Below are 25,458 nucleotides of genomic sequence, written 5' to 3' on the forward strand. Positions count from 1 at the left end.
ATATTTAAAAGTATATATATGTCAGCAGAAGGTCACGATCACGGACACGATCACGAGCACGAACACCATCATAAGGATACATTCATTACTAAATATATTTTTAGTATTGATCATAAAATGATTGCTAAACAATACTTAATTACTGGTATTGTGATGGGGATTATTGGTGTTGGAATGTCTTTGCTTTTTAGAATGCAATTGGCATGGCCAGAGGAGTCTTTTAAGATATTCAATATTTTATTAGGCGATAAATTTGCTCCTGATGGAGTTATGGCTAATGATATTTATTTAGCTTTGGTTACCATTCATGGAACCATAATGGTTTTCTTTGTTTTGACGGCAGGGTTAAGTGGTACTTTTAGTAACTTATTGATTCCGCTTCAGATTGGTGCTAGAGATATGGCGTCAGGGTTCATGAATATGGTATCCTATTGGTTATTTTTCTTGTCAAGTGTAATTATGATTTGCTCTCTTTTTGTAGAAGCAGGTCCAGCTTCTTCTGGATGGACAATTTATCCTCCATTAAGTGCTTTACCTCAAGCAATTCCTGGTTCAGGAACGGGTATGACGCTTTGGTTAGTTTCAATGGCTATTTTTATTGCTTCTTCTTTAATGGGTTCTTTGAATTACGTAGTTACTGTAATCAATTTAAGAACTAAGGGAATGACAATGACTAGAATGCCATTAACAATTTGGGCGTTTTTTGTAACCGCAATTATTGGTATTATTTCCTTTCCAGTTTTGCTTTCAGCTGCTTTATTATTGATCTTTGATAGAAGTTTTGGTACGTCATTCTTCTTATCTGATATATACATTGCAGGAGAGGTTTTACATTATCAAGGTGGATCACCAGTTCTTTTTGAGCATTTATTTTGGTTCTTAGGTCACCCAGAGGTTTACATCGTATTACTACCAGCATTAGGAATTACTTCTGAGATTATTGCTACGAATTCTCGTAAACCAATTTTTGGATATAGAGCGATGATTATGTCTATTTTGGCGATCGCTTTCTTGTCAACAATTGTTTGGGGTCACCATATGTTTATTTCAGGAATGAATCCTTTCTTAGGTTCTGTATTTACATTTACGACTTTATTGATTGCAATTCCATCTGCCGTAAAAGCATTTAATTATATCACTACTTTATGGAAAGGTAACTTACAATTGAACCCAGCGATGTTGTTCTCAATTGGTTTGGTTTCAACTTTCATTACTGGTGGTTTAACTGGAATTATTCTTGGAGATAGTACACTAGATATTAATGTTCACGATACTTACTTTGTGGTAGCTCACTTCCACTTGGTAATGGGTATTTCTGCACTTTATGGAATGTTTGCTGGTGTTTACCATTGGTTCCCAAGAATGTTCGGTAGAATGTTAAATAAGAATTTAGGATACATTCACTTTTGGGTAACTGCAGTATGTGCTTATGGTGTTTTCTTCCCAATGCACTTTATTGGATTAGCTGGTTTACCTAGACGTTACTATACAAATACTAACTTTCCTCTTTTTGATGATTTACAAAATGTGAATGTATTGATTACTACTTTTGCTTTAGTTGGAGGTGCTTTTCAATTGGTATTCTTGTATAACTTCTTTGTAAGTATATTTTATGGTAAGAAAGCTGAACAAAACCCATGGAAATCAAATACTCTTGAATGGACAGCTCCTGTAGAACATATTCACGGTAACTGGCCTGGTGAACTTCCAGAAGTACACAGATGGCCTTATGATTACAGTAAACCGGGTCATGATACTGATTTTGTCCCTCAGAATATTCCAATGAAACCAGGTGAGGAAGTTTTACATCACTAGTAGTTTTAAATATAAGTTAAAAAAGCCTTTCCTTGTGAAAGGCTTTTTTATTGCAAACCCTTTTTTTACCTTTATCGAATGAATGAGAATTTAGACCCTACGAATACTAATTATAATTCGGACGAGCTTGATATAGAAAAAAGATTAAGGCCACTTAGTTTTGACGACTTTGCTGGTCAAGATCAAGTCTTGGAAAATTTGAAAGTCTTTGTTGCAGCTGCTAATCAGCGAAATGAAGCTTTAGACCATACCCTTTTTCATGGACCTCCAGGTTTAGGAAAAACTACGTTAGCTAATATTTTGGCCAATGAATTGCAAGTAGGGATTAAAATAACTTCTGGACCAGTACTTGATAAACCCGGAGATTTAGCAGGTTTGCTTACTAATTTAGAAGAAAGAGATGTCCTTTTTATTGATGAAATTCATCGGTTAAGTCCGATTGTAGAGGAATATTTGTATTCTGCCATGGAGGACTTTAAAATTGATATTATGATTGAATCTGGACCAAATGCAAGAACGGTTCAAATCAATTTGAATCCTTTTACATTGATTGGCGCTACAACACGCTCTGGTCTTTTGACCGCACCAATGCGTGCTCGTTTTGGTATTTCTTCACGTTTGCAATATTATTCTACTGAGTTGCTTACTACTATTGTTGAGCGCAGTTCATCGATTTTTAAAATGCCAATTACCATGGAAGCTGCGATAGAAATTGCTGGAAGAAGTAGAGGTACACCACGAATTGCCAATGCTTTGTTGCGTAGAGTTCGTGATTTTGCTCAGATTAAAGGTAATGGTACCATTGATATAGAAATTGCTCGTTTTGCACTTAAAGCTCTTAATGTTGATGCACACGGGCTGGATGAAATGGATAATAAAATCCTAATCACTATTATTGATAAATTCAAAGGCGGCCCTGTAGGCTTAACTACTTTGGCAACTGCTGTATCCGAGAGTAGTGAAACTATTGAAGAGGTATATGAGCCTTTCTTGATTCAAGAAGGTTTTATTATGAGAACACCACGTGGAAGAGAAGTAACTGAAAAAGCCTATCAACATCTGGGTAAAGTTAGAATGAATGTTCAAGGCGGATTGTTTTAGTAATGATTAATAACAAAGAAAAATATACTCAATTTATAAAAGCCGAATCCAAAAGACTCGGCTTTTTATCTTGTGGTATTTCTAAAGTTGGTTTCCTTGAGAGTGAAGCACCAAGATTAGAGAAGTGGTTGAATCATCAGATGAATGGTCAAATGAGTTATATGGAGAACCATTTTGACAAAAGACTCGATCCTACCCTTTTAGTTGATGGTGCAAAGAGCGTAATCTCTTTGTTATTGAACTATTATCCTTCTGAAGTACAAAATCCAGATTCTTATAAGATTTCAAAATACGCTTTTGGGCAAGATTATCATTTTGTAATTAAAGACAAATTAAAGGAGTTATTGTTTTCCATTCAAAATGAAATTGGTGAAGTTTCAGGAAGAGCATTTGTTGATTCGGCACCTGTTCTAGATAAAGCATGGGCTGCGAAAAGTGGTTTAGGATGGATTGGGAAAAACAGTAATTTAATTACACAAAAGGTTGGCTCATTTTACTTTATTGCGGAGTTGATTGTTGATCTTGATTTAGAATATGATTTTGCCACAACAGATCATTGTGGTACTTGTACTGCTTGTCTTGACGCATGTCCTACTCAAGCTATTGTTGCACCTTACGTAGTAGACGGAAGTAAATGTATTTCTTATTTTACGATTGAATTAAAGGATAATATTCCAACAGAATTCAAAGGGAAATTTGACGATTGGATTTTTGGTTGTGATGTTTGTCAAGACGTATGTCCTTGGAATCGATTCTCGAAACCCCATCAAGAACCTTTGTTTAACCCCAACCCTGAAATGCTCGGGTGGTCAAAAAAAGAATGGGAAGAGATCACATCAGAAACTTTTAATGCAGTATTCAAAAATTCACCTCTGAAACGAACCAAATGGAATGGGCTTATTCGTAATGTGGACCACTCAAAATAGTTTTGGCCCCAGAAATACGCTTTAATAATGTGGTTCATGGTAAACGCAGAAAGAGAAGTAGTTGTATGTTTTTTTGTTTCTGATATTTTTTTTAATTATCGTATTCTTTTGTGTTTTTGAATGTTTATTTTTTTAACTTTATAATTATTTAAATTAATTTATATGACTGTTAATCAAATATTAAGCACCAAGGGGAAGGATGTGTATTCTATACTTTCCAGTAACACTGTTTACGAAGCGTTAACAGTGATGAGCGAAAAAAACATAGGCGCCATTCTGATCATTGAAGAAGGTATTCTAAAAGGGATTTTATCGGAAAGAGATTATGCTAGAAAAATCGTTTTAAAATCAAAATCTTCTAAGAAAGCATTCGTTCATGAAATCATGGTTACCGAGGTTTTTACAGTTAGTCCCTCAGATAAACTAGAGTACTGCATGGAATTGATGAGCACCAAAAGAGTCCGTCACTTACCAGTAGTTGAAAATGATGTAGTTGTTGGTATCATTTCTATTAGTGATGTTGTAAAAGCAATTATCGAAATGCAAAAAGAAACCATTGCGCATTTAAATTCGTATATCACCCAAGGATAAATAAAAAAAAATGTTTTTTAGTAAAAGCTGCATTTGCAGCTTTTTTTTTGTCCTTAAAAGAATCATAAAGTTAATTTTTTAGTTTAATTGTTGTTTTAGAAACTTATCTTTGCGGGTCAGATAAAATCTAAAAAAATGGAGAATAACAACAAAAGAAAGGAAGCTTTATTATACCACGCAAAGCCAACTCCTGGAAAAATTCAAGTAGTACCCACTAAAAAATACGCTACTCAAAGAGACTTGTCATTAGCCTATTCGCCTGGTGTAGCTGAACCTTGTTTAGAAATTGCAAAAGATGTTAATAACGTTTATAAATATACGGCAAAAGGAAACTTAGTAGCTGTAATTACCAATGGAACGGCTGTTTTAGGTCTTGGTGACATTGGCCCCGAAGCTTCAAAACCCGTAATGGAGGGAAAAGGACTTCTGTTCAAAATATTTTCGGATATTGATGTTTTTGATATTGAAATCGGAACCAAAAATGTTGACGAATTCATCGAGACAGTAAAAAATATAGCTCCTACTTTCGGAGGAATCAATCTGGAAGATATCAAAGCACCAGAATCTTTCGAAATTGAAAGACGATTGGTGGAAGAATTGAATATTCCGGTCATGCACGACGATCAACACGGAACGGCGATTATCTCTTCTGCAGCGTTAATTAATGCCTTAGAATTAGCCGATAAAAAAGCCGAAGAAGTTAAAATGGTGGTTTCTGGTGCAGGTTCCGCGGCAATAGCTTGTGCAGATTTATATGTGCTTTTAGGCGTTAAACCTGAGAATGTGTATATGTTCAATAGTAAAGGCTTGTTGACTAAAGACAATCCTACACTTTCTGAAATGCAAAAACGATATGCTCGCGAAGGAGAAAAAATCAGTCTAGTAGAGGCGATGAAAGGTTGCGATTTGTTCCTTGGACTGTCTACTAAGGATGTGTTGACGCCAGAAATGCTTTTGAGTATGGCGGATAATCCAATAGTGTTCGCTATGGCTAATCCTGATCCAGAGATTGAATATAATTTAGCTATTGCTACTCGAAAAGATATCATCATGGCAACAGGGCGTTCTGATTATCCAAACCAAGTAAATAATGTTTTGGGATTCCCTTATATCTTTAGAGGGGCTTTGGATGTTCGTGCAACCAAAATTAATGAAGCCATGAAGATGGCGGCTGTTAGAGCATTGGCTTCTTTGGCCAAAGAATCGGTGCCTGAACAAGTGAATGTAGCGTATGGAGCAACCAAGTTGACCTTCGGACGCGATTATATCATCCCAAAACCATTTGATCCACGTTTGATTTCGGTTGTGGCTCCCGCCGTGGCCAAAGCGGCAATGGACTCGGGAGTAGCTCAACATCCTATTTTGGATTGGGAAAAATATAAAGATGAATTATTGGAGCGTTTAGGTAACGATAATAAATTGGTTCGAATGATTACTACTAGAGCCAAATCAGATCCTAAATCGATCATCTTTGCCGAAGCCGATCATTTGGACGTGTTAAAAGCTGCTCAGATTGTTCATGATGAAGGGATTGGTTTTCCAATTTTGTTAGGAAACAAAGAAATTATTTTAGAATTAAAGCAAGAAATAGGTTTTGATGCTAACGTTACCATTATTGATCCTAAAGAAAAAGAAGAAGAAGAAAGACGCAATCGATTTGCCACAAGCTATTGGGAAACCCGAAAAAGAAGAGGAATCTCTTTTCTAGATGCCCAAAAATTAATGCGTGAGCGTAATTATTTTGCCGCAATGATGGTCAATACCGGTGAGGCCGATGCCTTGGTGACTGGACATACCAGAAGTTATCCCTCAGTGGTAAAGCCAATGTTGCAATTGGTAGATAAAGCCCCAGGAGCGTCAATTGTAGCGACCACAAATATCATGATGACCAAAAGAGGTCCCATGTTTTTCTCTGATACATCAATTAATATTAATCCATCTGCTGATGATTTAGCAAAAATTGCTTTAATGACGGCCAAAACAGCTAAAATGTTTGGTGTTACCCCGGTAATTGCCATGGTTTCTTATTCTAATTTTGGTTCATCTCCTAATCCAAATGCAGAGAAAGTTCGACAAGCCGTTAGTTATTTGCACGAAAACCATCCTGACCTTTGTATTGATGGCGAAATTCAAGCCGATTTTGCATTGAATCCAGAAATGCTAAAAGCTAAATTTCCGTTTTCTAAACTAGCCGACAAGAAAGTAAATACGTTGATTTTTCCTAATTTGGAATCGGCCAATATTACTAGTAAGCTATTAAAAGAACTCGATAAAGTGGAATCTATAGGGCCAATTATGCTAGGAATGGGTAAGCCGGTACACGTTTTTCAACTAGGAGCAAGTGTTGAAGAAATGGTAAATATGGCTACCATTGCCATTATCGATGCTCAAGAAAAAGCAAAGAAAAAAGGGGGTAACTAAATTACTCCATTTTATTTAAAAGTCTAGCGGATGATTTTCAGTCAACTGCTAGACTTTTTTTTGTTATATTTGGTTCTTTAAATAGATTAAATGATTGCACATTTACAAGGAAAATTAGTCGAAAAATCACCCACACATGTAGTTGTCGATTGTGCTGGTGTAGGTTATCATATTAATATTTCATTACATACTTATTCATTGCTTCCTGCTACTGATTTTGTGAAGCTACACACGCATCTTCAAATTAAAGAAGACGCCCATACTTTATACGGTTTTATAGAAAAATCAGAACGAGAAATATTTCGATTATTATTGTCCGTTTCAGGCATAGGTGCTGGTATTGCTAGAACCATGCTTTCTTCATTAGATCCGAGACAAATTACAAATGCCATCGCTGCTGCAGATGTAGCGACCATTCAATCCATAAAAGGCATTGGCAACAAAACTGCACAACGTGTTATTTTGGATTTGAAAGAAAAAGTAGTAAAATTATACGATTTAGACGAACTTTCCGTTTCGCAAAGCAATACAAATAAAGATGAAGCGTTATCTGCTCTAGAAGTTTTAGGTTTTGTTCGAAAAACTTGTGAGAAAATTATCGAAAAAATTGTCTTAGCAGAACCCGAAGCTACAGTCGAAACTATAATTAAGAAAGCCTTAAAAAGTTTGTAAAAAAAACACGAGAGCCCCATTGCATGCATAAAATTTGTATTTTTTTATTTGTTGTATGTGCCAGTGTTGTATCGTATGGACAAGTAATTCCTACCATTCAAGACACGGTCAAAAAAGGATATACAGTTGGAAAGCTTCAAATTAAAGATCCCAAAAGTATAGTGTCTTCATATACCTATGACCCAATAACAGATCGGTATATTTATTCCAGCGATTTAGAAGGAATTACAATCAATTTCCCTGTTATTTTGACGCCTGCGGAATACGAAAAGTTAGTTTTGCAAGAATCAAGACGTACTTATTTTAAGAAGAAAGCAGACGCTATTGATGGTAGAAAGAACGGTGCTGAAGAAGCTAAAAAGGACTTATTGCCTCGCTATTATATAAAATCAAGCTTTTTTGAATCTGTTTTTGGAAGTAATACTATTGATGTAAAACCAACAGGTTCTGTAGAAATGGATCTCGGTGTTCGCTACACCAAACAAGATAATCCTTCTTTTTCTCCAAGAAACCGAGCCAATACTTCTTTTGATTTTGATCAACGTATTAGTATGAGTTTGATGGGGAAAGTAGGAACCCGATTAGGGGTGAACGCTAATTATGATACCCAATCTACTTTTGCTTTTCAAAATTTAATCAAGTTAGAATTTACTCCAACCGAGGATGATATTGTTCAAAAAATAGAAGTGGGTAACGTGAGCTTGCCTTTAAATAGCTCCTTGATTCGTGGCGCACAAAGTTTATTTGGGGTAAAAGCTCAATTGCAATTTGGTAGAACAACTTTTACTGGTGTTTTTTCAGAACAAAAATCGCAAACTAAAAGCTTGGTTGCTGAAGGCGGAGGAACCGTTCAGAATTATGAACTTTTTGCTTTGGATTATGACAATGATAGACACTTTTTCTTGTCGCAATATTTTAGAAATCGATACGATAAAGCACTTGAAGGCTATCCATTCATTGACAGTAGAGTACAGATTACACGTATCGAAGTTTGGGTGACCAACAGACAAAATCGCGTAAATGCTACTTCCAATAATTTACGAAATATTATCGCATTACAGGATTTAGGGGAATCGCAGTTAACGGATTTAGCGGATAACGAAGTGGTGGTTTTGAGTCCCTCCACTGGAATTTTTAACAATCCGGCTAATTCACCTTCAGACAATACCAACAATGATTATGATCCGGGCCAAATTACTGCAGGATCGGGATTGTTGAATTCAAATATTAGAGAGATTGCCACTTCAAGCTCTGGATTTAATACCACAGTTAGGGAAGGTAGAGACTATTCGAAACTTGAAAATGCCCGAAAATTAACCGCTAACGAGTATACTTATAATTCAAAATTAGGTTTTATCTCGTTGCAACAGCGTTTGAGTAACGATGAGGTTTTGGCTGTTGCCTATCAGTACACCATTGGTGATCAAGTGTATCAGGTTGGGGAATTTGGAAATGATGGAGTCGATGCTACCGAAGTTGTAGGCGGAAATAATAATGCAAATCAGGCAATTATTACCCAAAGTTTGATTTTGAAAATGCTTAAAAGCAACCTAACCAATGTCAAGGATCCTATTTGGAATTTGATGATGAAAAACATCTATCAAGTTCCCGGTGGTTATCAATTAAAGCAAGAAGATTTCCGAGTAAACATTTTGTATGCCGATCCATCTCCCATTAATTATATTACAGAGGTAAATGGAAGTCCGTTCCCTTCCAATCCAACACCAGAAAATAAAGTAGCCGAAACTCCTTTGTTGAAAGTATTTAATTTGGATCGATTGAATTTTAATAACGATCCGCAAGCGGGTGGCGATGGTTTTTTTGATTTTCTTCCGGGAACCACTATCGATACCCAAAATGGTAGAATCATGTTTACCACCAAAGAACCATTTGGGGAACTGATCTTTTCAAAATTAAAAAATCCGAATTCGCTTGAAAAATATAATGACGTAGATTCTTATAATGGGAATCAGAAAAAATATGTTTTTAGAAGCATGTACCGCAATACGCAAGCGGGTGCTTTGCAAGATATAGATAAAAACAAATATTTGATTCGAGGAAAGTTCAAATCTTCTAGTGGAGACGGTATTCCAATTGGAGCACTCAATGTGCCGCAAGGCTCTGTAGTGGTTACTGCGGCGGGACGACGATTAGTCGAAGGGGTGGATTACAGTGTAAATTATCAATTAGGAAGAGTACAAATTTTGGATCCTTCCTTACAAGCTTCTAATACTCCAATCGAAGTGTCTTTAGAAAATAATTCGATTTTCGGACAGCAAACCCGACGTTTTATGGGGTTGAATGTAGAACATAAAATCTCAGAAAAATTTGTGTTAGGAGGAACTTTTTTAAAGATGTCCGAAAGACCGTTTACTCAAAAGTCTAGTTATGGACAAGAATCCGTGAACAATACTATTTTTGGATTTAATGGAAACTTTGCTGCAGAGGTTCCTTTTTTTACAAGATTAGTCAATAAACTGCCTAACATTGATACCGATGTACCTTCCAATTTGTCCATTCGAGGGGAAGTAGCTTTTTTAAAACCGGATACGCCAAAAGCAGATCAATTCGAAGGAGAATCTACTGTTTATGTTGATGATTTTGAAGGGTCTCAGTCTACTATAGATTTGCGTTCTCCATTTGCTTGGTTTTTATCATCTACTCCAGTTAATGATGCTGAGAGTTTGTACAATTTCAACGAAAGTGCCACCGATTTAAGTTACGGTTTCAAAAGAGCTAAATTGGCTTGGTACACTATCGATCCTTTGTTTTATACACAAAAACCAGCGGGTATCACCAATAATGATATTTCTTTGAATACTACAAGGCGTGTTTTTAGTCAAGAGTTGTATCCAAATACCGACATTGCTCAAGGTCAAACTCAAGTGATCAATACCCTAGATTTGAGTTTTTTCCCTCAAGAAAGAGGCCCGTATAATAATTCGCCCACTTTTTCGGCCACACCTAAAGATAATTTTGGAGGAATTATGCGTGCCATTAATACCACAAATTTTGAACAAGGTAATGTAGAGTATATACAGTTTTGGGTTTTGGATCCTTATGTAGGCAAAGGCAATGCTAGCCCGACCAATTCAGGCAAGGTGTATTTTAATTTAGGTGAAATTTCAGAGGATATCCTCAAAGACGGTAGAAAACAATACGAGAATGGTTTAGGTTCAGATCAAATACTAGTTAACCCAAGACCGATTTGGGGAGATGTGCCTGCTTCGCAATCCTTGATCTATGCTTTTGATGGCAATGCTGAAAACCGAGCCAATCAAGACGTGGGGTTAGATGGAATGAAAAACGCACAAGAAGCTTCAGTGTATACTAATTATGCTTCTGAACCCGATCCTGCTGCTGATGATTATACTTATTTTGCGAATACGACCGGAGGAGTAGTGGATCGTTACAAAAAATATAACGGAACCGACGGAAACTCTGCAGTTAACATTTCGGATGCGAATAGAGGATCCACTACATTCCCAGATGTAGAAGATATCAATCGTGATAATACAATGAATACCATCAATGCGTATTACGAATATAGTATTGATATGCGTCCGGGTATGAGTGTTGGTGAAAACAATATTACTGATATTAGAAATACACAGGTAACTTTGCCCGATGGTTCGGCTACTGAAGCGCGATGGATACAATTTAAAATTCCGGTTTCACAGCCTCAAAACACCATTGGTGGTATTTCGGATTTTCGTTCTATCCGATTCATGAGAATGTTCATGACTAATTTTGAATCCCCTGTAACCCTTCGTTTTGGTGCCTTAGATTTGGTACGAGGCGAATGGAGACGTTATGATAAGTCATTCGAAGTGAATGATCCCAATACCATAGATGATGATACAAAGTTGGATGTTTTAGCTGTAAATATTCAGGAAAACAACGAACGCTGCCCCATCAATTATGTTACGCCTCCGGGAGTAACAAGAGAGCAGTTATTCAACAATAACACTGTGATTAATCAAAATGAACAATCGCTATCGTTGCGTGTGTCGGGAAGTGGGTTAGAACCCAATGATGCTCGTGCTGTGTTCAAAAATGTGAGTATTGACATGCGACAATTCAATAAATTGAAAATGTTCTTGCATGCCGAGTCTTTACCCAATGAAGTAGCTTTGAGAGACAATCAAATGGTAGGATTTATTCGATTCGGAAACGACTTTACTGAGAATTTTTATCAAATAGAAATTCCATTAAAAGTAACCTTGCCTGTGTCTTTATCAACTTCGGATTGTCCGCCAGTGAGCCCAGAATTAGTTTGGCCAGAAGCGAATGAAATAGATTTGAAATTGGCTTTATTGACTCAGTTAAAAATTTTAGCGATGTCTATCGATCCAGCTACGCTTCCTGCAGATGGTATTTTTTATAAATTTGAAGACGAACTGGACGGGTCTTTAGCAGGTAAAAACAATAAATTGAGAATAGGAATCAAAGGAAATCCAAATTTTGGTTTGGTTAGAACTTTGATGGTGGGGCTAAAAAATGATGATCAAAGGCGTATTCTAGGCGAAGTGTGGTTTAATGAATTGCGTCTAGCCGATATGGACAACAAAGGAGGAATGGCAGCTTTGTTAAACATTGACACTAATATGGCCGACTTTGCAACGCTATCGCTCACGGGTAGAAAAACAACCATTGGTTTTGGTGCTTTAGAGCAAGGGCCTAATGAGCGTAGTCGAGAGGATATACAACAATATGGTATAGTGACCAATTTGAATTTGGGACAATTATTACCTAAAAAATGGGGGATCAATTTGCCTTTTAATTACGGTATTGGCGAGGAAGTAATTACCCCAGAGTACGATCCTTTCAATCAAGACATTAGGTTGAAAGAATTGTTGAAATTTACCACTGACAAAGATGCGAGAGAAAATATAGAAAGTCGCGCTGTGGATTATACTAAGCGTACCAGTATTAATTTTATTGGCGTTAGAAAAGAGAGAAGTCCAGAACAAAAACAAAGAGTCTATGATCCGGAGAACTTTACCTTCTCTCAGTCTTACAATGAAGTAGAGCGTCATGATTATGAAATTGAAAGCTATACGGACCAATTGAGTAATACCACGGTAAACTATGCTTTTAATTTTCAGCCTAAACCAGTAGAGCCATTTAAGAAAAAAACTTTTGTAAAAAAGAGTGAGTATTGGAAATGGTTACAAGACTTTAATTTTAATTATTTACCTACTAATATTACATTTAACTCTAGCGTTATTCGTCAGTACAACCGTCAACAATTTAGACAAGTAGATGTAGTGGGGATTGGGTTAGATCCTTTATATCGTCGAAATTTCGCTTTCAATTATCAGTATGGGTTCAATTATAATTTGACAAAATCATTGCGATTAAATTATACTGCTTCTTCAAATAATATTGTTAAAAGTTATTTGAATGAAGATAATACGCCAATTGATACCTTTACCATTTGGGATAGTTATTTTGATATCGGAGATCCGAACCAGCATACACAGCAACTGATTGTTAACTATGAAATTCCTTTAAATAAAATCCCGGTCTTTAGCTTTGTGAAGGCTAGTTTTACTTACCAAGGCGATTATAGTTGGCAGCGCGCATCGAATGCTTTGTCCGATATTTCTATCGGTGGGGTTGATTATAATTTAGGGAATACGATCCAAAATGCGAGTTCCAAAATATTGAATACTTCTTTCGCAATGGAAACCTTGTACAAATATCTAGGGCTTACTAAAAAAGGAGCGTCGTCAGCCAAACCCAAAGCCCTGGCACCAAAACCTGGAGAAAAAGTAGTGAATACTGCCATAAAACCAATACAGCAAAGAAGCCCTTTTATGGATGGATTAGTGGGTGTTTTGACTAGTGTAAAAAACATTCAAGTCAATTATACGCACAATAGTGGTACGGTGTTGCCTGGTTTTACACAAGGTTTAGGCTTTTTAGGTTCTTCTAAGCCTTCCATAGGATTTATTTTTGGAAGTCAAGATGATATCAGATATGAATCGGCCAAAAGGGGTTGGTTGACCAATTATCAAGACTTTAATCAAAATTATACCCAAGTAACCAATAAAATATTAAAGGCTACTGCTAATGTTGATTTGTTTCCTGATTTTAAAATAGACTTAACTGCTGACCGCTCTTATTCTGAAAATTCATCCGAGCAATACAATGTAATTGATGGCAATTATCGATCATTGTCGCCTTATAGCTACGGAATGTTTTCGATCTCTACCGTTTTAATAAAAACAGCTTTTTCTAAAAGTGATGTCAATGGTTCGGATGCTTTCGACGATTTTAGAAGTAACAGATTAATTATTGCGAATCGATTGGCTTCGCAACGTGGTATTGATCTCTCCAATCCTGCCAATATTGATGCCGATGGATTTCCAAAAGGGTACGGCAAAAACAATCAAGCGGTATTGTTACCTTCGTTTTTGGCGGCGTATACAGGTGGGAATGCCAATGACGTTTCTACGGGTATATTTAGAAGTTTTCCAATCCCGAACTGGTCTATTAAGTACAGCGGTTTTATGAGGTATAATTTTTTTAAAAATCGATTCAAAAGAGTTTCGCTCTTACATCACTATCGCTCATCCTATACGATCAATGATTATCGTTCTAATTTTGAGTATACAAAAAAACCAAATGGAACAGATGTTGGAGGAAATTATTTTAACCCAATTGTATTGTCTAACATCAACTTGGTTGAACAATTTAGTCCGCTTATTCGTTTAGATTTTGAATTGAAAAACTCCTTTAAGGTATTAACTGAAATCAAAAAAGATCGTGCTTTGTCCATGAGTTTTGATAATAATTTATTGACCGAAGTCAAAGGAATCGAATACATTGTTGGTTTAGGTTATCGATTTAAAGATGTGATTTTTTCTTCGCGCTTGGCCGATAGCCCCACTGGAATCATCAAAAGTGATATTAATTTGAAAGCGGATGTGTCGTATCGTAACAATCAAACCCTAGTTCGTTACTTGGATTATGATAATAATAAATTGGCGGCGGGACAAAATATTTGGCAATTGCGTGTGGCTGCAGATTATTCGTTTAGTAAAAATTTGACGGCTATTTTCTATTATGACCATTCGTTCTCGAAAGCGGTAATTTCAACTACTTTTCCGTTAACTAATATACGTTCAGGGTTTACCTTGCGTTATAATTTTGGTAATTAATTTGTACTTATTCTTTGTAAAAAATTAATACAAGATAGTTACCTTTGCTTCTTATTGTAAATAACACAACATTTATATATTATGAGCGTACCATCAAATTTAAAGTACACAAAAGATCACGAATGGGTTAGTATCGAAGGCGATATTGCAACCGTAGGAATTACTCATTTTGCACAAAAAGAGTTAGGAGATATTGTCTATGTAGAAGTAGAGACTTTAGACCAAACATTAGATAAAGACGAAGTTTTCGGAACGGTAGAAGCTGTTAAAACGGTTTCTGATTTATTTTTACCACTTAGCGGAGAGATTATCGCCTTTAATGATGATTTAGAAGCAGCTCCTGAAACGGTGAATGCTGATCCTTACGGAGCGGGATGGATGGTGAAAGTAAAAATTGCTAATCCAAGCGAAATAGAAGAGTTGTTATCTGATGCAGCTTACAAAGAATTAATTGGTGCATAAATATTCTTTTTTCGGCCTTGCTATCGTTTGGACAGGTTTAATTGTTTTTGTTTGCTTGATAAAATCATCTGATGTTCCAACTATTAATATCGTTGGAATTGATAAAGTAGTGCATTTTGTAATGCATTTGTCGTTTACCTCACTTTGGGGTATGGCATTTTTCAAAAGCAAGTTTTTTGATTCTGTCAACAAAGTATTGGTCTTTTCTTTTTTGCTCTCCTTTGTTTTTGGATTGCTGATTGAATTTGCTCAAGGCTTTTTAACAACCACTCGCAGTGCCGATGTTTCCGATATTCTAGCCAACGTTCTAGGGGCACTTTTAGCAATCGCTATGTTGAATGCTTATTGTAACGCCACTAAAGACATTGAATAATTAAAATCCCATTTCGATGGGATTTTTTTTTAGTGATATGGTTTCTTCTTTCTAAATATATCCTTGAGATTAAAAACAAATTCGGCGAAATGAAAAATAACAGCTTCTTTGCTTTTTTTTCTATTTATACAGTACTTTTGTAGCGATTATTTGTAAAATTCTAAAACCTAAATTCTTATGAACCTTAGATCTTACCTCGATTCAACTTATTTAAAAACCAATGAACAAGCTAATATTTCTGAAGCTGAAAATGTTCTAGTGGTTACAGAATGCATTGAAGAAGCGATTCGTGAACAATTCAAATTGATTATGATTCGTCCAGATCGAGTGGCCTTGGCTAAACAATTAATCGAAGCCGCAGGTTCCAAAGTTCTAATTGGTACTGTCATTGCTTTTCCAAAAGGGGATGCTAATCTGCAAGCTAAGTTGGCAGAGGCTGAACAAGCCATAGCAGACGGCGCCGACGATTTGGATTTTGTTTGTGATTACGAAGCCTTTAAAAGAGGGGAGTTTGAATTGGTGAAGCAAGAGATTGTACAAGGAACAAAGTTAGGTTTAGCACATAAGAAGGTTGTAAAATGGATCATTGAAGTGGCAGCTTTGAATCATACCCAAATTATTCAACTTTCTGCATTCATCAAAAATGTTGTTTTGCAGCATTTTGAAGAAGAAGACTTCGCATCAATCTTTGTGAAATCGTCTACAGGATTTTATCAAACAGCCAACAACGAGCCTAATGGTGCAACTGTTGATACGATAAAGTTAATGCTTGAAAATGCTTCGCCCTTACCTGTAAAAGCTGCTGGAGGTGTTAGAAATTATCAAGATGCCATTCAAATGATACAACTTGGTGTACAACGCATTGGAACTTCTGGAGCCAAAGCCATAATCGATGGAGCTTCGGCAGAAGGCGAATACTAAAGAATCAAATTATAGATGATGTATAGAATTAAAATTGTATTGTTTATTGTTAGTATTGGATTCAATTGGTGTTATGGGCAAAACACAAACGTAGCCCCCTTTTCAGAGGTAGAGCGGTTTCCAGTGTTCTCTTCTTGTCAAAATCTTCAAGCCAAAGCAACCGAGCAGTGTTTTTATGACCAAGTGCAAGATTTTGTATTTTCCAATTTTAAAGTGCCCCAAAATGATTCTTTTAGTGGGAAATTAAAAGTACTTTTTGAGGTAACTGAAGAAGGAAAATTTAAGGTTTTGTATGTCGATGCCATTTCGGAATCGTATAGCAACGAGGTGAAAAGAGTTTTTGCGATCTTGCCCAAAGTAAGTCCTGCTACCTATAACGGAAAGCCCACATATTCTAAATATACGATTGCTATTGCTATTCCTTTAAAATCAAAAGAACAGTTCGAAGCGGAGGCACTTGCCAAAGCAGAAATTCTCAATGTTAAAAATCCAAAGCTAACAGAATTAGATAGTATTGTCTACAAAAAATACCGCAATCCTGAGTACGAAAGCCATTTAAATGTGCCTTTTTCTCACAGTCTTTATGCACAGTTTGATGCCAAGATGAATCAAGTGGGAAGTAACAATCATACCGCTTCTAAACCTTATACTTATGCCGAAGTAGCTAAGTATTATGACATGAATGCAGCTGCTGAAAAGTTACAAAAGAAAGCTTCAGGTTGGTGGTCTAGAAAGTTGTGGAACGAAAACATGGTCGCGATTCAAGGCGAGGACTATTGGTTTACCTTGAATCCTATAGTCGATTTGCAATTGGGAAAAGCGTCTCAAACTGATAATTCCTATACGTATGTGAATACTCGTGCACTCAATTTTAGAGGGGGATTGGGGAAACAGTTGAATTTTACTACCACCGTTTTTGAAAGTCAAGGACGTTTTGCAGATTATTATAATCAATATGCAGAATCCATTAAGCCTTCGGGTGGAAATCCTGCAATCATTCCTGGAATTGGAATTGCCAAAAGATTCAAAGATGATGCTTACGATTTTCCTTTGGCGGAAGCCAACATTACTTTTACTCCAAATAAATTTATTGATTTACAGCTGGGTTATGGTAGAAACTTTATTGGAGATGGGTATCGTTCTTTATTAGAAAGTGATGGTGCAAGTCCTTATCCTTACTTTAAAATCAATACTAATTTTTGGAAAATAAAATATACTAATACGTATATGTGGCTCAAAGATGTGCGTCCTGAAGTGACTGTAGATCGAACGTATGCTACCAAATTTATGGCGAATCATTACTTGAGTTGGAATGTTTCGAATCGCTTGAATTTAGGTTTTTTTGAATCAGTAGTTTGGACAAAAGACAACAATAGAGGCTTTGATATGAGCTTTGTGAATCCTATTATTTTTTATCGCGCAGTAGAATTTGGGTCTTCCTCCAGAAGCGGAAATGCTTTGTTGGGGCTTACCTTTAAATACAAATGGGATGCTTCCATTAATGCCTACGGACAATTATTAGTAGATGAATTTTCATTGGGTGACGTAAAAGGAGGTGATAATAGTTGGAAAAACAAATTCGGATATCAATTCGGTTTGAAGTATTACAATGCTTTCAAGGTAAATAATCTTTTATTGCAGTTAGAATACAATCATGTGCGTCCTTATGTGTATTCACACAGTAATCCCGTTACGAACTACGCGCACAATAATCAGAGTTTGGGCCATCAATGGGGAGGGAATTTCAATGAGTTAATTGCCATTGGTCGTTATCATAAAGGAAGACTTTTGGCAGATGCTAAAGTAACCGTTGGAACACGTGGTCTTGATTTTGATACCACCGAAGATAGTTTTAATTATGGCGGCAATATTTATAAAGACTACGATGATAAACGTCCTTTTGATACAGGTGTAAAAGTAGGACAGGGGAACAAGACAAAAGTTTTTATAGCAGACATTCAAGGAGGTTATTTGGTCAATCCAGCTACTAATTTGAAGTTTTTCGCTAGTTACATTTACAGAAGTTTCGATCCTTCACAAAACACAATAGCCACTTTTAATCAGAGTACCAATTGGTTTAGTGTCGGAGTAAGATCTGATATTTTCAACTTCTATTTTGATTATTAATATAGGTGTCTTCTTACGGATATAATTTATGATTTGTTTTTTGTCTAATCCCTTGCGATACCCTACTTTTGCAAAAATTTTTTATAAAATTAACATTACTTTAAAACGCTTTGACAAATACAATTTCGATCAAATCCATTTATTTAGATTTTAAAGCCATTACCAAAGCTGGTCTTGCCATTAGTGTTGTTTTTTCATCCATTGCAGGTTTTGTTTTAGGGATTGATCATTTTGAAACAAGCACTTTGTGGGTCTTGTTTAAGTTAGCTGTTGGAGGCTATTGTATGGTGGGAGCCTCAAATGCCTACAATCAAGTTATTGAAAAGGATTTAGATGCTTTAATGGATCGAACTAAAAAGCGTCCAGTGGCCTCAGGGCGAATGCAGCCAAAGTTGGCTTTGATAGTTGCTACTTTATTGACAATTTTAGGGTTGACTTTGTTATACAGTATTAATCCAAAGTCGGCCATGTTCGGTGCAATTTCGATTTTTTTATATACAAGTATTTATACTCCTTTAAAGACTATGACTTCTTTGTCAGTTTTTGTAGGTGCTTTTCCAGGAGCCATACCATTTATGTTAGGATGGGTGGCTGCGACAGGTGAATTTGGCATTGAAGCTGGTACCTTGTTTTTGATTCAGTTTTTTTGGCAATTTCCCCATTTCTGGGCTATCGGTTGGTTTTTATATGAAGATTATGAAAAAGCAGGTTTCTTTATGTTGCCTACTGGAAAAAAAGATAACGGAACCGCATTGCAGATTATATTATATACGGTTTGGTTAATCATCGCGTCGCTTTTGCCGATGTTCGGATATACAGGTTCTTTGTTTTTAACACCTGTTGCTGCAGTGTTGGTCTTTTTGTTAGGATTGTGGATGTTGTTTTATGCAGTGAAAGTGTATCAATTACGAACTACCAAGTCTGCAAGAGCTTTAATGTTGGTAAGCGTTTCGTATATTACCTTGTTGCAATTAATATATATAGTAGATAAATTTTTGAGATAGTATGGATACAATGATGACTAAAGAAGAATATCAATCTAGGACTGGGAAATCCTATAAATTGATTTTGTTATTCGCAATGGTAAGTATGACCATGATGTTTGCTGGATTGACAAGTGCTTTTGTGGTTAGTAAATCAAGAGTAGATTGGTTAAAAAACTTTGAATTACCTGTTGCTTTTTTTGCAAGTACACTTGTTATTGTGGCGTGTAGTTTAACATTTCATTTGGCTAAAAAATCGATTCAAAAAGACCAGCAAAAAACAACTATGCAATGGTTGTTATTAACAATGATTTTAGGAATTTCTTTTGTGGTATTACAGTTTGTAGGTTTTGGAGAAATTGTGGCTAATGGCTTTTATTTTACCGGACCAGCTAGTTCAATAACTACAACATTCCTTTATATTGTGACAGTTATGCATCTTTTACACCTAGCTGGAGGCTTGGTTTCTCTTTTGATTATTATTTATAATCATTACAAACAAAAGTACAGCGCAACTCAATACCTTGGAATTGAATTGGGTGTAATGTACTGGCATTTTTTGGATGTATTATGGGTATATTTATTTTTGTTTTTATATTTCTTTAAATAAGAAAAAAAATATAAATTTGGGAACTTTTTAACAAATTAATTTTATGGGAGCGACAGTTACTACTGCAAACAACGACGAAAAGACTTGGGGTGGCGCAAATGAGCCAATGGGAGCGAGTTATGGTAAATTAATGATGTGGTTTTTTATCGTATCTGATGCCTTGACTTTCTCTGGTTTTCTTGCAGCTTACGGATTTTCTAGATTTAAATTTATCGAAACTTGGCCATTAGCCGACGAAGTGTTTACTCACTTTCCATTTTTACACGGAGTATCTGCTCCAATGTATTATGTAGCCTTAATGACTTTTATCCTTATTTTCTCATCTGTAACCATGGTGTTAGCGGTGGATGCAGGACATCAAATGAAAAAAGATAAAGTAGCACTTTACATGTTTTTGACTATTATTGGAGGTTTGATCTTCGTAGGTTCTCAAGCTTGGGAATGGAAAAACTTTATCAAAGGAGAGTACGGTGCAGTAGAAACTACTGGTGGAAGTTTACTTCAGTTTGTTGACAAAGACGGAAAACGTGTAGCTTTGGCAGATTTTGCTACCGATTTACACGAAGAACGTGAACAATTAACGCGTAGTCAAGCTAAGTGGTTTATGAGTGAGCCTGCCTTGCCTACTTATTCTGTTGCAGAAATTCAAGCTGGTTTTAAAGCACATCCTGAATTGTTAGTAAGAACAGAAACAATTACTAAAGACAAACAAAAACAAGTATTGTCTAGAGCTGAGTCAGAAGCTAGATTAGCCGATGCTAAAATTGTAGTTGAAGGGGCAAATCTTCATCATAACGAATACGGAAGCAAATTATTTGCTGACTTCTTCTTCTTTATTACTGGTTTCCACGGTTTTCACGTGTTTTCAGGTGTAGTAATCAATATCATTATTTTCTTCAATGTTTTGTTAGGAACTTACGAAAAACGTAGAAGTTACGAAATGGTAGAAAAGGTTGGTTTGTACTGGCACTTTGTGGATTTGGTTTGGGTATTTGTATTTACCGTATTTTATCTTGTTTAATTTTTAAGAAACTTATTATTATGTCACACGAACACGTTTCTAACACCAAAAGAATTTGGTTTGTTTTCGGATTATTATCTGTGGTTACTACAGTAGAAGTAATTTTAGGTATCATTAAACCAGAATCTTTGTTTTTTACTAATTTTCTTGGAATGAACTTGCTAAATTGGATATTTTACATATTGACAATTTTTAAAGCTTATTATATTGTTTGGGCGTTCATGCATATGGAAGGAGAAAAGAAATCCTTACAAAGTGCAGTGGTAATCCCACTCGTATTTTTAATTTTATATTTACTTTTTATTCTATTAACTGAAGGTGATTATGTATTCGGGGTTTTTAAAAATTCTATCATTAAATGGAATTTTTAACTAAATATTAATTCAGAAAAGAGCTCCGATTTATCGGAGCTTTTTTTATTTTTACCTACTCAATTTCTCCATTTCTGATGAAAAAAAATAGCGTCCTTTTTATTTTGTTTATTTTACCTATTGTAGCTTATTTGTTTTTTGCTTCGGGGGTAAATAGTTTTACTAAATTGCCCACCATTACGCCCAAAGTAGCTGATTTTGGTAATTGGAAATCCTTACGTGGTGATGTCGTTCGATTGGATGGTAAAATTACTGTACTTGGTTTTTCGGGCAGCAATTTGTTAGCCAATAGGGGTAATCTCTTTAATCTTAATCAAAAGATTTATCAGCGTTACCATACTTTCAAAGATTTGCAATTTGTGATGCTTTGTCCAATCGGTACCGAAAAAGAAGCACAAGCGGTTGTCGATGCTTTAAAAGCATTTACTGATGTTACACAATGGCATTTTGTTTTTGCCACACCAGATGAAATTCTTAAGTTTTATACTCAATTACAATTGAAAGAACCCTTGGATAAAACCCTTGGGACTCCTAATGTTTTTATTGTAGATAAGGAACGCAATCTTAGAGGGCGAAAAGAAAAAGAAGAATACAAAGAAGGGTATAATACGTTTCATCCTGCAGAGCTAAGTAACGAAATGCTTGATGATTTTAAAATCCTTTTGTACGAATACAAAGCGGCCTTGAAAAAAAATAATAACGCAACTAAACAATTGTAACATGTTTAAAAACAAATCCTATATCGGAATTTCATTCATTGTTTTGATCTTTGGTATTTATGCCATTCCTAAAATAATTGATAAAATCCAAGGAAATACTGTAGTTAACGCTAGTCGATTGGATCAAAAAAATGGATCTGGTGAAAAAGCCGAGGACTTAATTGATGTAGGCAAAGCACCCTCTTTTGCATTGACCAATCAGGATAATAAAGCGATTGCGAATGACTTTTACAATGGGAAAGTCTATGTTTTAGAATTTTTCTTTACTACTTGTCCTACCATTTGTCCTAAGATGAATTTGAGTATGTTACAAATAGAAAAAACATTTTTTGGAAACCCTAATTTCGGAATAGTATCCATTACCATCGATCCAGAAACGGATACTGCTGAAGTGTTGAAAGCGCATGCGAAACTCTTGGGTGTAAAATCCTCTACTTGGAATTTTCTAACGGGAGACAAAACAGCCATTTTCGATTTAGCCAATAAAGGTTTTAACTTATATGCTGCTGCAAATAAAAAAGTGAGTGGTGGATTTGAACATTCTGGTTTATTTGCTTTGGTAGACAAAAATGGTCATATTCGCTGCAGAAAAGACGAGTTTGGAAATCCAATTTTATATTATGACGGTTTGGATCAAAAAGGGGTGAAAGAAATACAAGAAGATATTAAATTACTTTTAAAAGAATAACATGACACAAAATTCAGTCGAACAGAAATACAATAAGTGGATCGTTTTGTTATCCATATTCATTCCGGTAGCAGTAGCTATCTTGTTTAAAGTAAAACTAAAAGACTTTGGTATCCAAGTGGAGCCCTTACGTTTTTTACCACCAATTTATGCCTCTATCAATGGATTAACTGCTGTTTTGTTGGTTTGGGCCGTTGTGGCAATCAAAAAAGGCAACAAGAAATTGCATGAAAATTTAATGAAAACAGCCATCGGGTGTTCGTTGGCGTTTTTAGTGATGTATATTGCCTACCATATGACCACAGATTCTACAAGTTATGGTGGCCAAGGGGTGTTGCGTTATGTGTATTTCTTCATTCTTTTGTCGCACATTTTGTTGTCTATTGCTGTAATTCCTTTGGTGTTGATTACGTATGTGCGTGCTTTGGCAGAACGATTTGACAAACACAAAAAAATTGCCAAAATCACCTTTCCACTGTGGTTGTACGTAGCGGTTACAGGAGTGATCGTTTATTTAATGATAGCGCCTTATTATGCGAATTAAAGATAGAAGTCAGCAGAGAGAAATAAGAAGTAGCAAGACACAATTCCTGTTTTTTGGAATTTGTTTTTTTCTTTTTGAATTTTCCTCGTATGCTCAATGTTCCATGTGTAGAGCGGCTTTGACTAGCGAAGGTAATGCAACTAAAGCGGCGGCAGTTAATGACGGAATAGTGTATTTGATGATAATTCCATATATTCTAGTGGCCGGCATCGGTTATTATGTCTATCGCATGAAGAAGAAAAAATCATAAATGAAAAGAGGCTGTTTCGGTTAGAAACAGCCTCTTTTTTATTTCGCTTAATTCGATAATAAATACATTTTTTTATCTATCACTCACTATTTGGGCGTTTCCACAAAGGCCGGGCTTTACGTTGCAATCTTTTTGAGGCAGAAACAGCCTTAAAAAGGATTTCCACTGCAAACGAAGTTCACTGAATTCCTATGAAAATAGTATGAGTGAAGTAATCTCTAACGCATAAAGCATACTGGATAGAAAAGCTTTTATTTTAATCCATCGATTGTGATCTTAACCGTGCCCTTAACGTTTATGAATGCAATGATCGCTTGGTTGGTCAACTGAATTTTTTGAAACTGAATATCCTCCATTTTTCCATTGACAAATACACCTGGTAGTGGGGAATAATTATTGAGGTAGCTCATTAAGCTTTTCTTGCCTTCTTCCAAATTCGGCTGAATTGAGTACCTGCAACTGGATTCCATTTTGCGTAAAATCAAACCTTGAGCCAGCCAATTGGCGGTTTTTATCAATTTGTCTTTTGTATCTAGAACATAATCTAGTTTGTCAAAATAAATTTCTTTCGTTTTTTCATTGTATTGCGGTACACCCGTTAGGTAGATGGTGCCGTTGATACTGCCCAACAGATCCAAGGCAATGACCATTTTCTCGTTTTTGTGCCATAGCGCCACGTTTTGTACTGTTACTTTTTTACTTCCAGACCCAAAAACCTGACCGCTAAAATTTTTAGTCATAATTCTAGAGGCTTCTAAGTATGTAGACACGGCAGCAATATTGGTGTTGATTTGCTGCGGAATTTGTGTTACAGGCTTCAGTACAATTTTATTCTTGTCATATTTTGATGTAGGTTTTGTGCCAATAAGGGTTTCCATGTTGCATTTCATCCCCATTTCTAGTGCAAAAGAATCGTTTTTTAGTTTCGCACTGGTCGTATAGATTTCAATGGGATTTATTCTTAGCCAAGTAGAGTAGGTGTTGTTTATTTCAAAAGGCGTGCAAACTTTTTCAAGCGCCTCCAAAACATTGGGTTTAAAATCCATCGCTTTTGTAATCGACTCATCAATTTTCTTTTCAATTTTAGATCGGAAAAGACTAATCGCTGGATTGATAATATAGGTAATAGGAACATTTTTTCCAAGGAGAACCATAGTAGGACTCTCTTTCCAATCCAAAGATTTTAACTCAGTTTTGGTATCCATACGCCAGTTGGTTAAGTTCACTTCGCTATGAAGGGTAACCACGCCATTCAAGTTAAATTCTTTGTAGGTGTACAATGCTACCCCTAGTTTTTTGGTTCCGATGCGGTATTTTACCCAAACTTTTAGCGGTAAAACGGTTTTGATTTTTTCAGTGGTACCTTGGTGTGCATTGCTAATCGTGATTGGTGCTTCTTTCCAAACCTTGATTTCAATATCGTCTTCTTCTATGGAAAGGTCTTCGTAAATCAAGCCGTTCAGCATTGCATTGGTTTTGTATTCAATGTCTTTGAGTTTGATCGATACGGGAAGGTTTATAAATGATGGGCTACTGTCGTAGACTAAAGGGACCGCGTCGTCGGGTTCTGGTTTTAAAGTGGCTATTTTGGTAGATGTAGAACAGCTTGCGAACAAGGCAAAAACGAATAATGATGCCCTAGCGGAAAAAAAATTTGACATGTACGTTGTGTTTGGTTTGGTAAAAATACTAAA

General features: G+C 35.9%; 20 protein-coding genes. 19 read left to right on the plus strand and 1 reads right to left on the minus strand.

Annotated elements, in window-relative coordinates; translation table 11 throughout:
- The first annotated feature begins 18 nt into the window (after nucleotides 1-18).
- The 19 genes from BXU11_RS03465 to BXU11_RS03555 all read left to right on the plus strand — a co-directional run bounded on the left by BXU11_RS03465 (nucleotide 19) and on the right by BXU11_RS03555 (nucleotide 23,764).
- Nucleotides 19-1,815: a cbb3-type cytochrome c oxidase subunit I gene (locus tag BXU11_RS03465; protein WP_024980396.1), complete on the plus strand. Its 1,797-nt coding sequence runs from the start codon at nucleotides 19-21 to the stop codon at nucleotides 1,813-1,815.
- 78 nt (nucleotides 1,816-1,893) lie between these two features.
- On the plus strand, nucleotides 1,894-2,916 hold the full coding sequence (gene ruvB, locus BXU11_RS03470) for a Holliday junction branch migration DNA helicase RuvB (protein ID WP_024980397.1): 1,023 nt from the start codon (nucleotides 1,894-1,896) through the stop codon (nucleotides 2,914-2,916).
- 2 nt (nucleotides 2,917-2,918) lie between these two features.
- Nucleotides 2,919-3,842 (plus strand): tRNA epoxyqueuosine(34) reductase QueG, encoded by a 924-nt coding sequence (queG, locus tag BXU11_RS03475; protein WP_078211020.1) that lies wholly within the window; start codon nucleotides 2,919-2,921, stop codon nucleotides 3,840-3,842.
- Nucleotides 3,843-4,004: 162 nt separating this feature from the next.
- Nucleotides 4,005-4,433, plus strand: coding sequence for a CBS domain-containing protein (locus BXU11_RS03480; protein WP_078211021.1), 429 nt, complete (start codon nucleotides 4,005-4,007; stop codon nucleotides 4,431-4,433).
- A gap of 135 nt (nucleotides 4,434-4,568) precedes the next feature.
- A complete protein-coding gene (locus BXU11_RS03485) occupies nucleotides 4,569-6,854 on the plus strand; it encodes an NADP-dependent malic enzyme (protein WP_078211022.1) in 2,286 nt (761 codons plus the stop codon).
- A gap of 90 nt (nucleotides 6,855-6,944) precedes the next feature.
- Complete coding sequence (gene ruvA, locus BXU11_RS03490; RefSeq protein ID WP_078211023.1) at nucleotides 6,945-7,526, plus strand: Holliday junction branch migration protein RuvA; 582 nt, start codon at nucleotides 6,945-6,947, stop codon at nucleotides 7,524-7,526.
- Between the two features lie 23 nt (nucleotides 7,527-7,549).
- The gene (gene sprA, locus BXU11_RS03495) at nucleotides 7,550-14,695 is read left to right on the plus strand and encodes a cell surface protein SprA (RefSeq protein ID WP_078211024.1); all 7,146 of its coding nucleotides are present in this window, start codon (nucleotides 7,550-7,552) and stop codon (nucleotides 14,693-14,695) included.
- 81 nt (nucleotides 14,696-14,776) lie between these two features.
- Entirely contained in the window at nucleotides 14,777-15,157 is a 381-nt protein-coding gene (gene gcvH / locus BXU11_RS03500) for a glycine cleavage system protein GcvH (RefSeq protein WP_024980403.1), read from the plus strand.
- Nucleotides 15,150-15,530, plus strand: coding sequence for a VanZ family protein (locus BXU11_RS03505; RefSeq protein WP_223253704.1), 381 nt, complete (start codon nucleotides 15,150-15,152; stop codon nucleotides 15,528-15,530). The genes gcvH and BXU11_RS03505 overlap by 8 nt, the downstream gene beginning before the upstream one ends.
- Nucleotides 15,531-15,707: 177 nt before the next feature.
- Complete coding sequence (gene deoC / locus BXU11_RS03510) at nucleotides 15,708-16,451, plus strand: deoxyribose-phosphate aldolase (RefSeq protein WP_078211026.1); 744 nt, start codon at nucleotides 15,708-15,710, stop codon at nucleotides 16,449-16,451.
- Nucleotides 16,452-16,469: 18 nt separating this feature from the next.
- The gene (locus BXU11_RS03515; RefSeq protein ID WP_078212050.1) at nucleotides 16,470-18,578 is read left to right on the plus strand and encodes a gliding motility protein RemB; all 2,109 of its coding nucleotides are present in this window, start codon (nucleotides 16,470-16,472) and stop codon (nucleotides 18,576-18,578) included.
- Between the two features lie 110 nt (nucleotides 18,579-18,688).
- Complete coding sequence (gene cyoE / locus BXU11_RS03520) at nucleotides 18,689-19,582, plus strand: heme o synthase (protein WP_078211027.1); 894 nt, start codon at nucleotides 18,689-18,691, stop codon at nucleotides 19,580-19,582.
- Between the two features lies 1 nt (nucleotide 19,583).
- On the plus strand, nucleotides 19,584-20,171 hold the full coding sequence (locus BXU11_RS03525) for a cytochrome c oxidase subunit 3 (RefSeq protein ID WP_024980407.1): 588 nt from the start codon (nucleotides 19,584-19,586) through the stop codon (nucleotides 20,169-20,171).
- Between the two features lie 43 nt (nucleotides 20,172-20,214).
- Entirely contained in the window at nucleotides 20,215-21,192 is a 978-nt protein-coding gene (locus BXU11_RS03530) for a cytochrome c oxidase subunit 3 (RefSeq protein ID WP_024980408.1), read from the plus strand.
- A 20-nt stretch (nucleotides 21,193-21,212) separates the two neighbouring features.
- Nucleotides 21,213-21,563, plus strand: coding sequence for a cytochrome C oxidase subunit IV family protein (locus BXU11_RS03535; protein ID WP_024980409.1), 351 nt, complete (start codon nucleotides 21,213-21,215; stop codon nucleotides 21,561-21,563).
- A 77-nt stretch (nucleotides 21,564-21,640) separates the two neighbouring features.
- Nucleotides 21,641-22,282, plus strand: a complete 642-nt coding sequence (locus tag BXU11_RS03540; protein ID WP_078211028.1) for a hypothetical protein — start codon at nucleotides 21,641-21,643, stop codon at nucleotides 22,280-22,282.
- Between the two features lies 1 nt (nucleotide 22,283).
- Nucleotides 22,284-22,970, plus strand: coding sequence for an SCO family protein (locus BXU11_RS03545; RefSeq protein ID WP_078211029.1), 687 nt, complete (start codon nucleotides 22,284-22,286; stop codon nucleotides 22,968-22,970).
- A 1-nt stretch (nucleotide 22,971) separates the two neighbouring features.
- A complete protein-coding gene (locus tag BXU11_RS03550; RefSeq protein ID WP_078211030.1) occupies nucleotides 22,972-23,514 on the plus strand; it encodes a DUF420 domain-containing protein in 543 nt (180 codons plus the stop codon).
- Entirely contained in the window at nucleotides 23,504-23,764 is a 261-nt protein-coding gene (locus BXU11_RS03555) for a hypothetical protein (protein WP_078211031.1), read from the plus strand. Before BXU11_RS03550 ends, BXU11_RS03555 begins: the two co-directional genes overlap by 11 nt.
- A gap of 251 nt (nucleotides 23,765-24,015) precedes the next feature.
- On the opposite strand, the gene BXU11_RS03560 is transcribed toward BXU11_RS03555, so the two are convergent.
- Nucleotides 24,016-25,425: a DUF4403 family protein gene (locus BXU11_RS03560; RefSeq protein WP_078211032.1), complete on the minus strand. Its 1,410-nt coding sequence runs from the start codon at nucleotides 25,423-25,425 to the stop codon at nucleotides 24,016-24,018.
- Between the last annotated feature and the right edge of the window lie 33 nt (nucleotides 25,426-25,458).

Source organism: Flavobacterium sp. LM5 (genome assembly GCF_002017945.1).
Classification (GTDB): domain Bacteria; phylum Bacteroidota; class Bacteroidia; order Flavobacteriales; family Flavobacteriaceae; genus Flavobacterium; species Flavobacterium succinicans.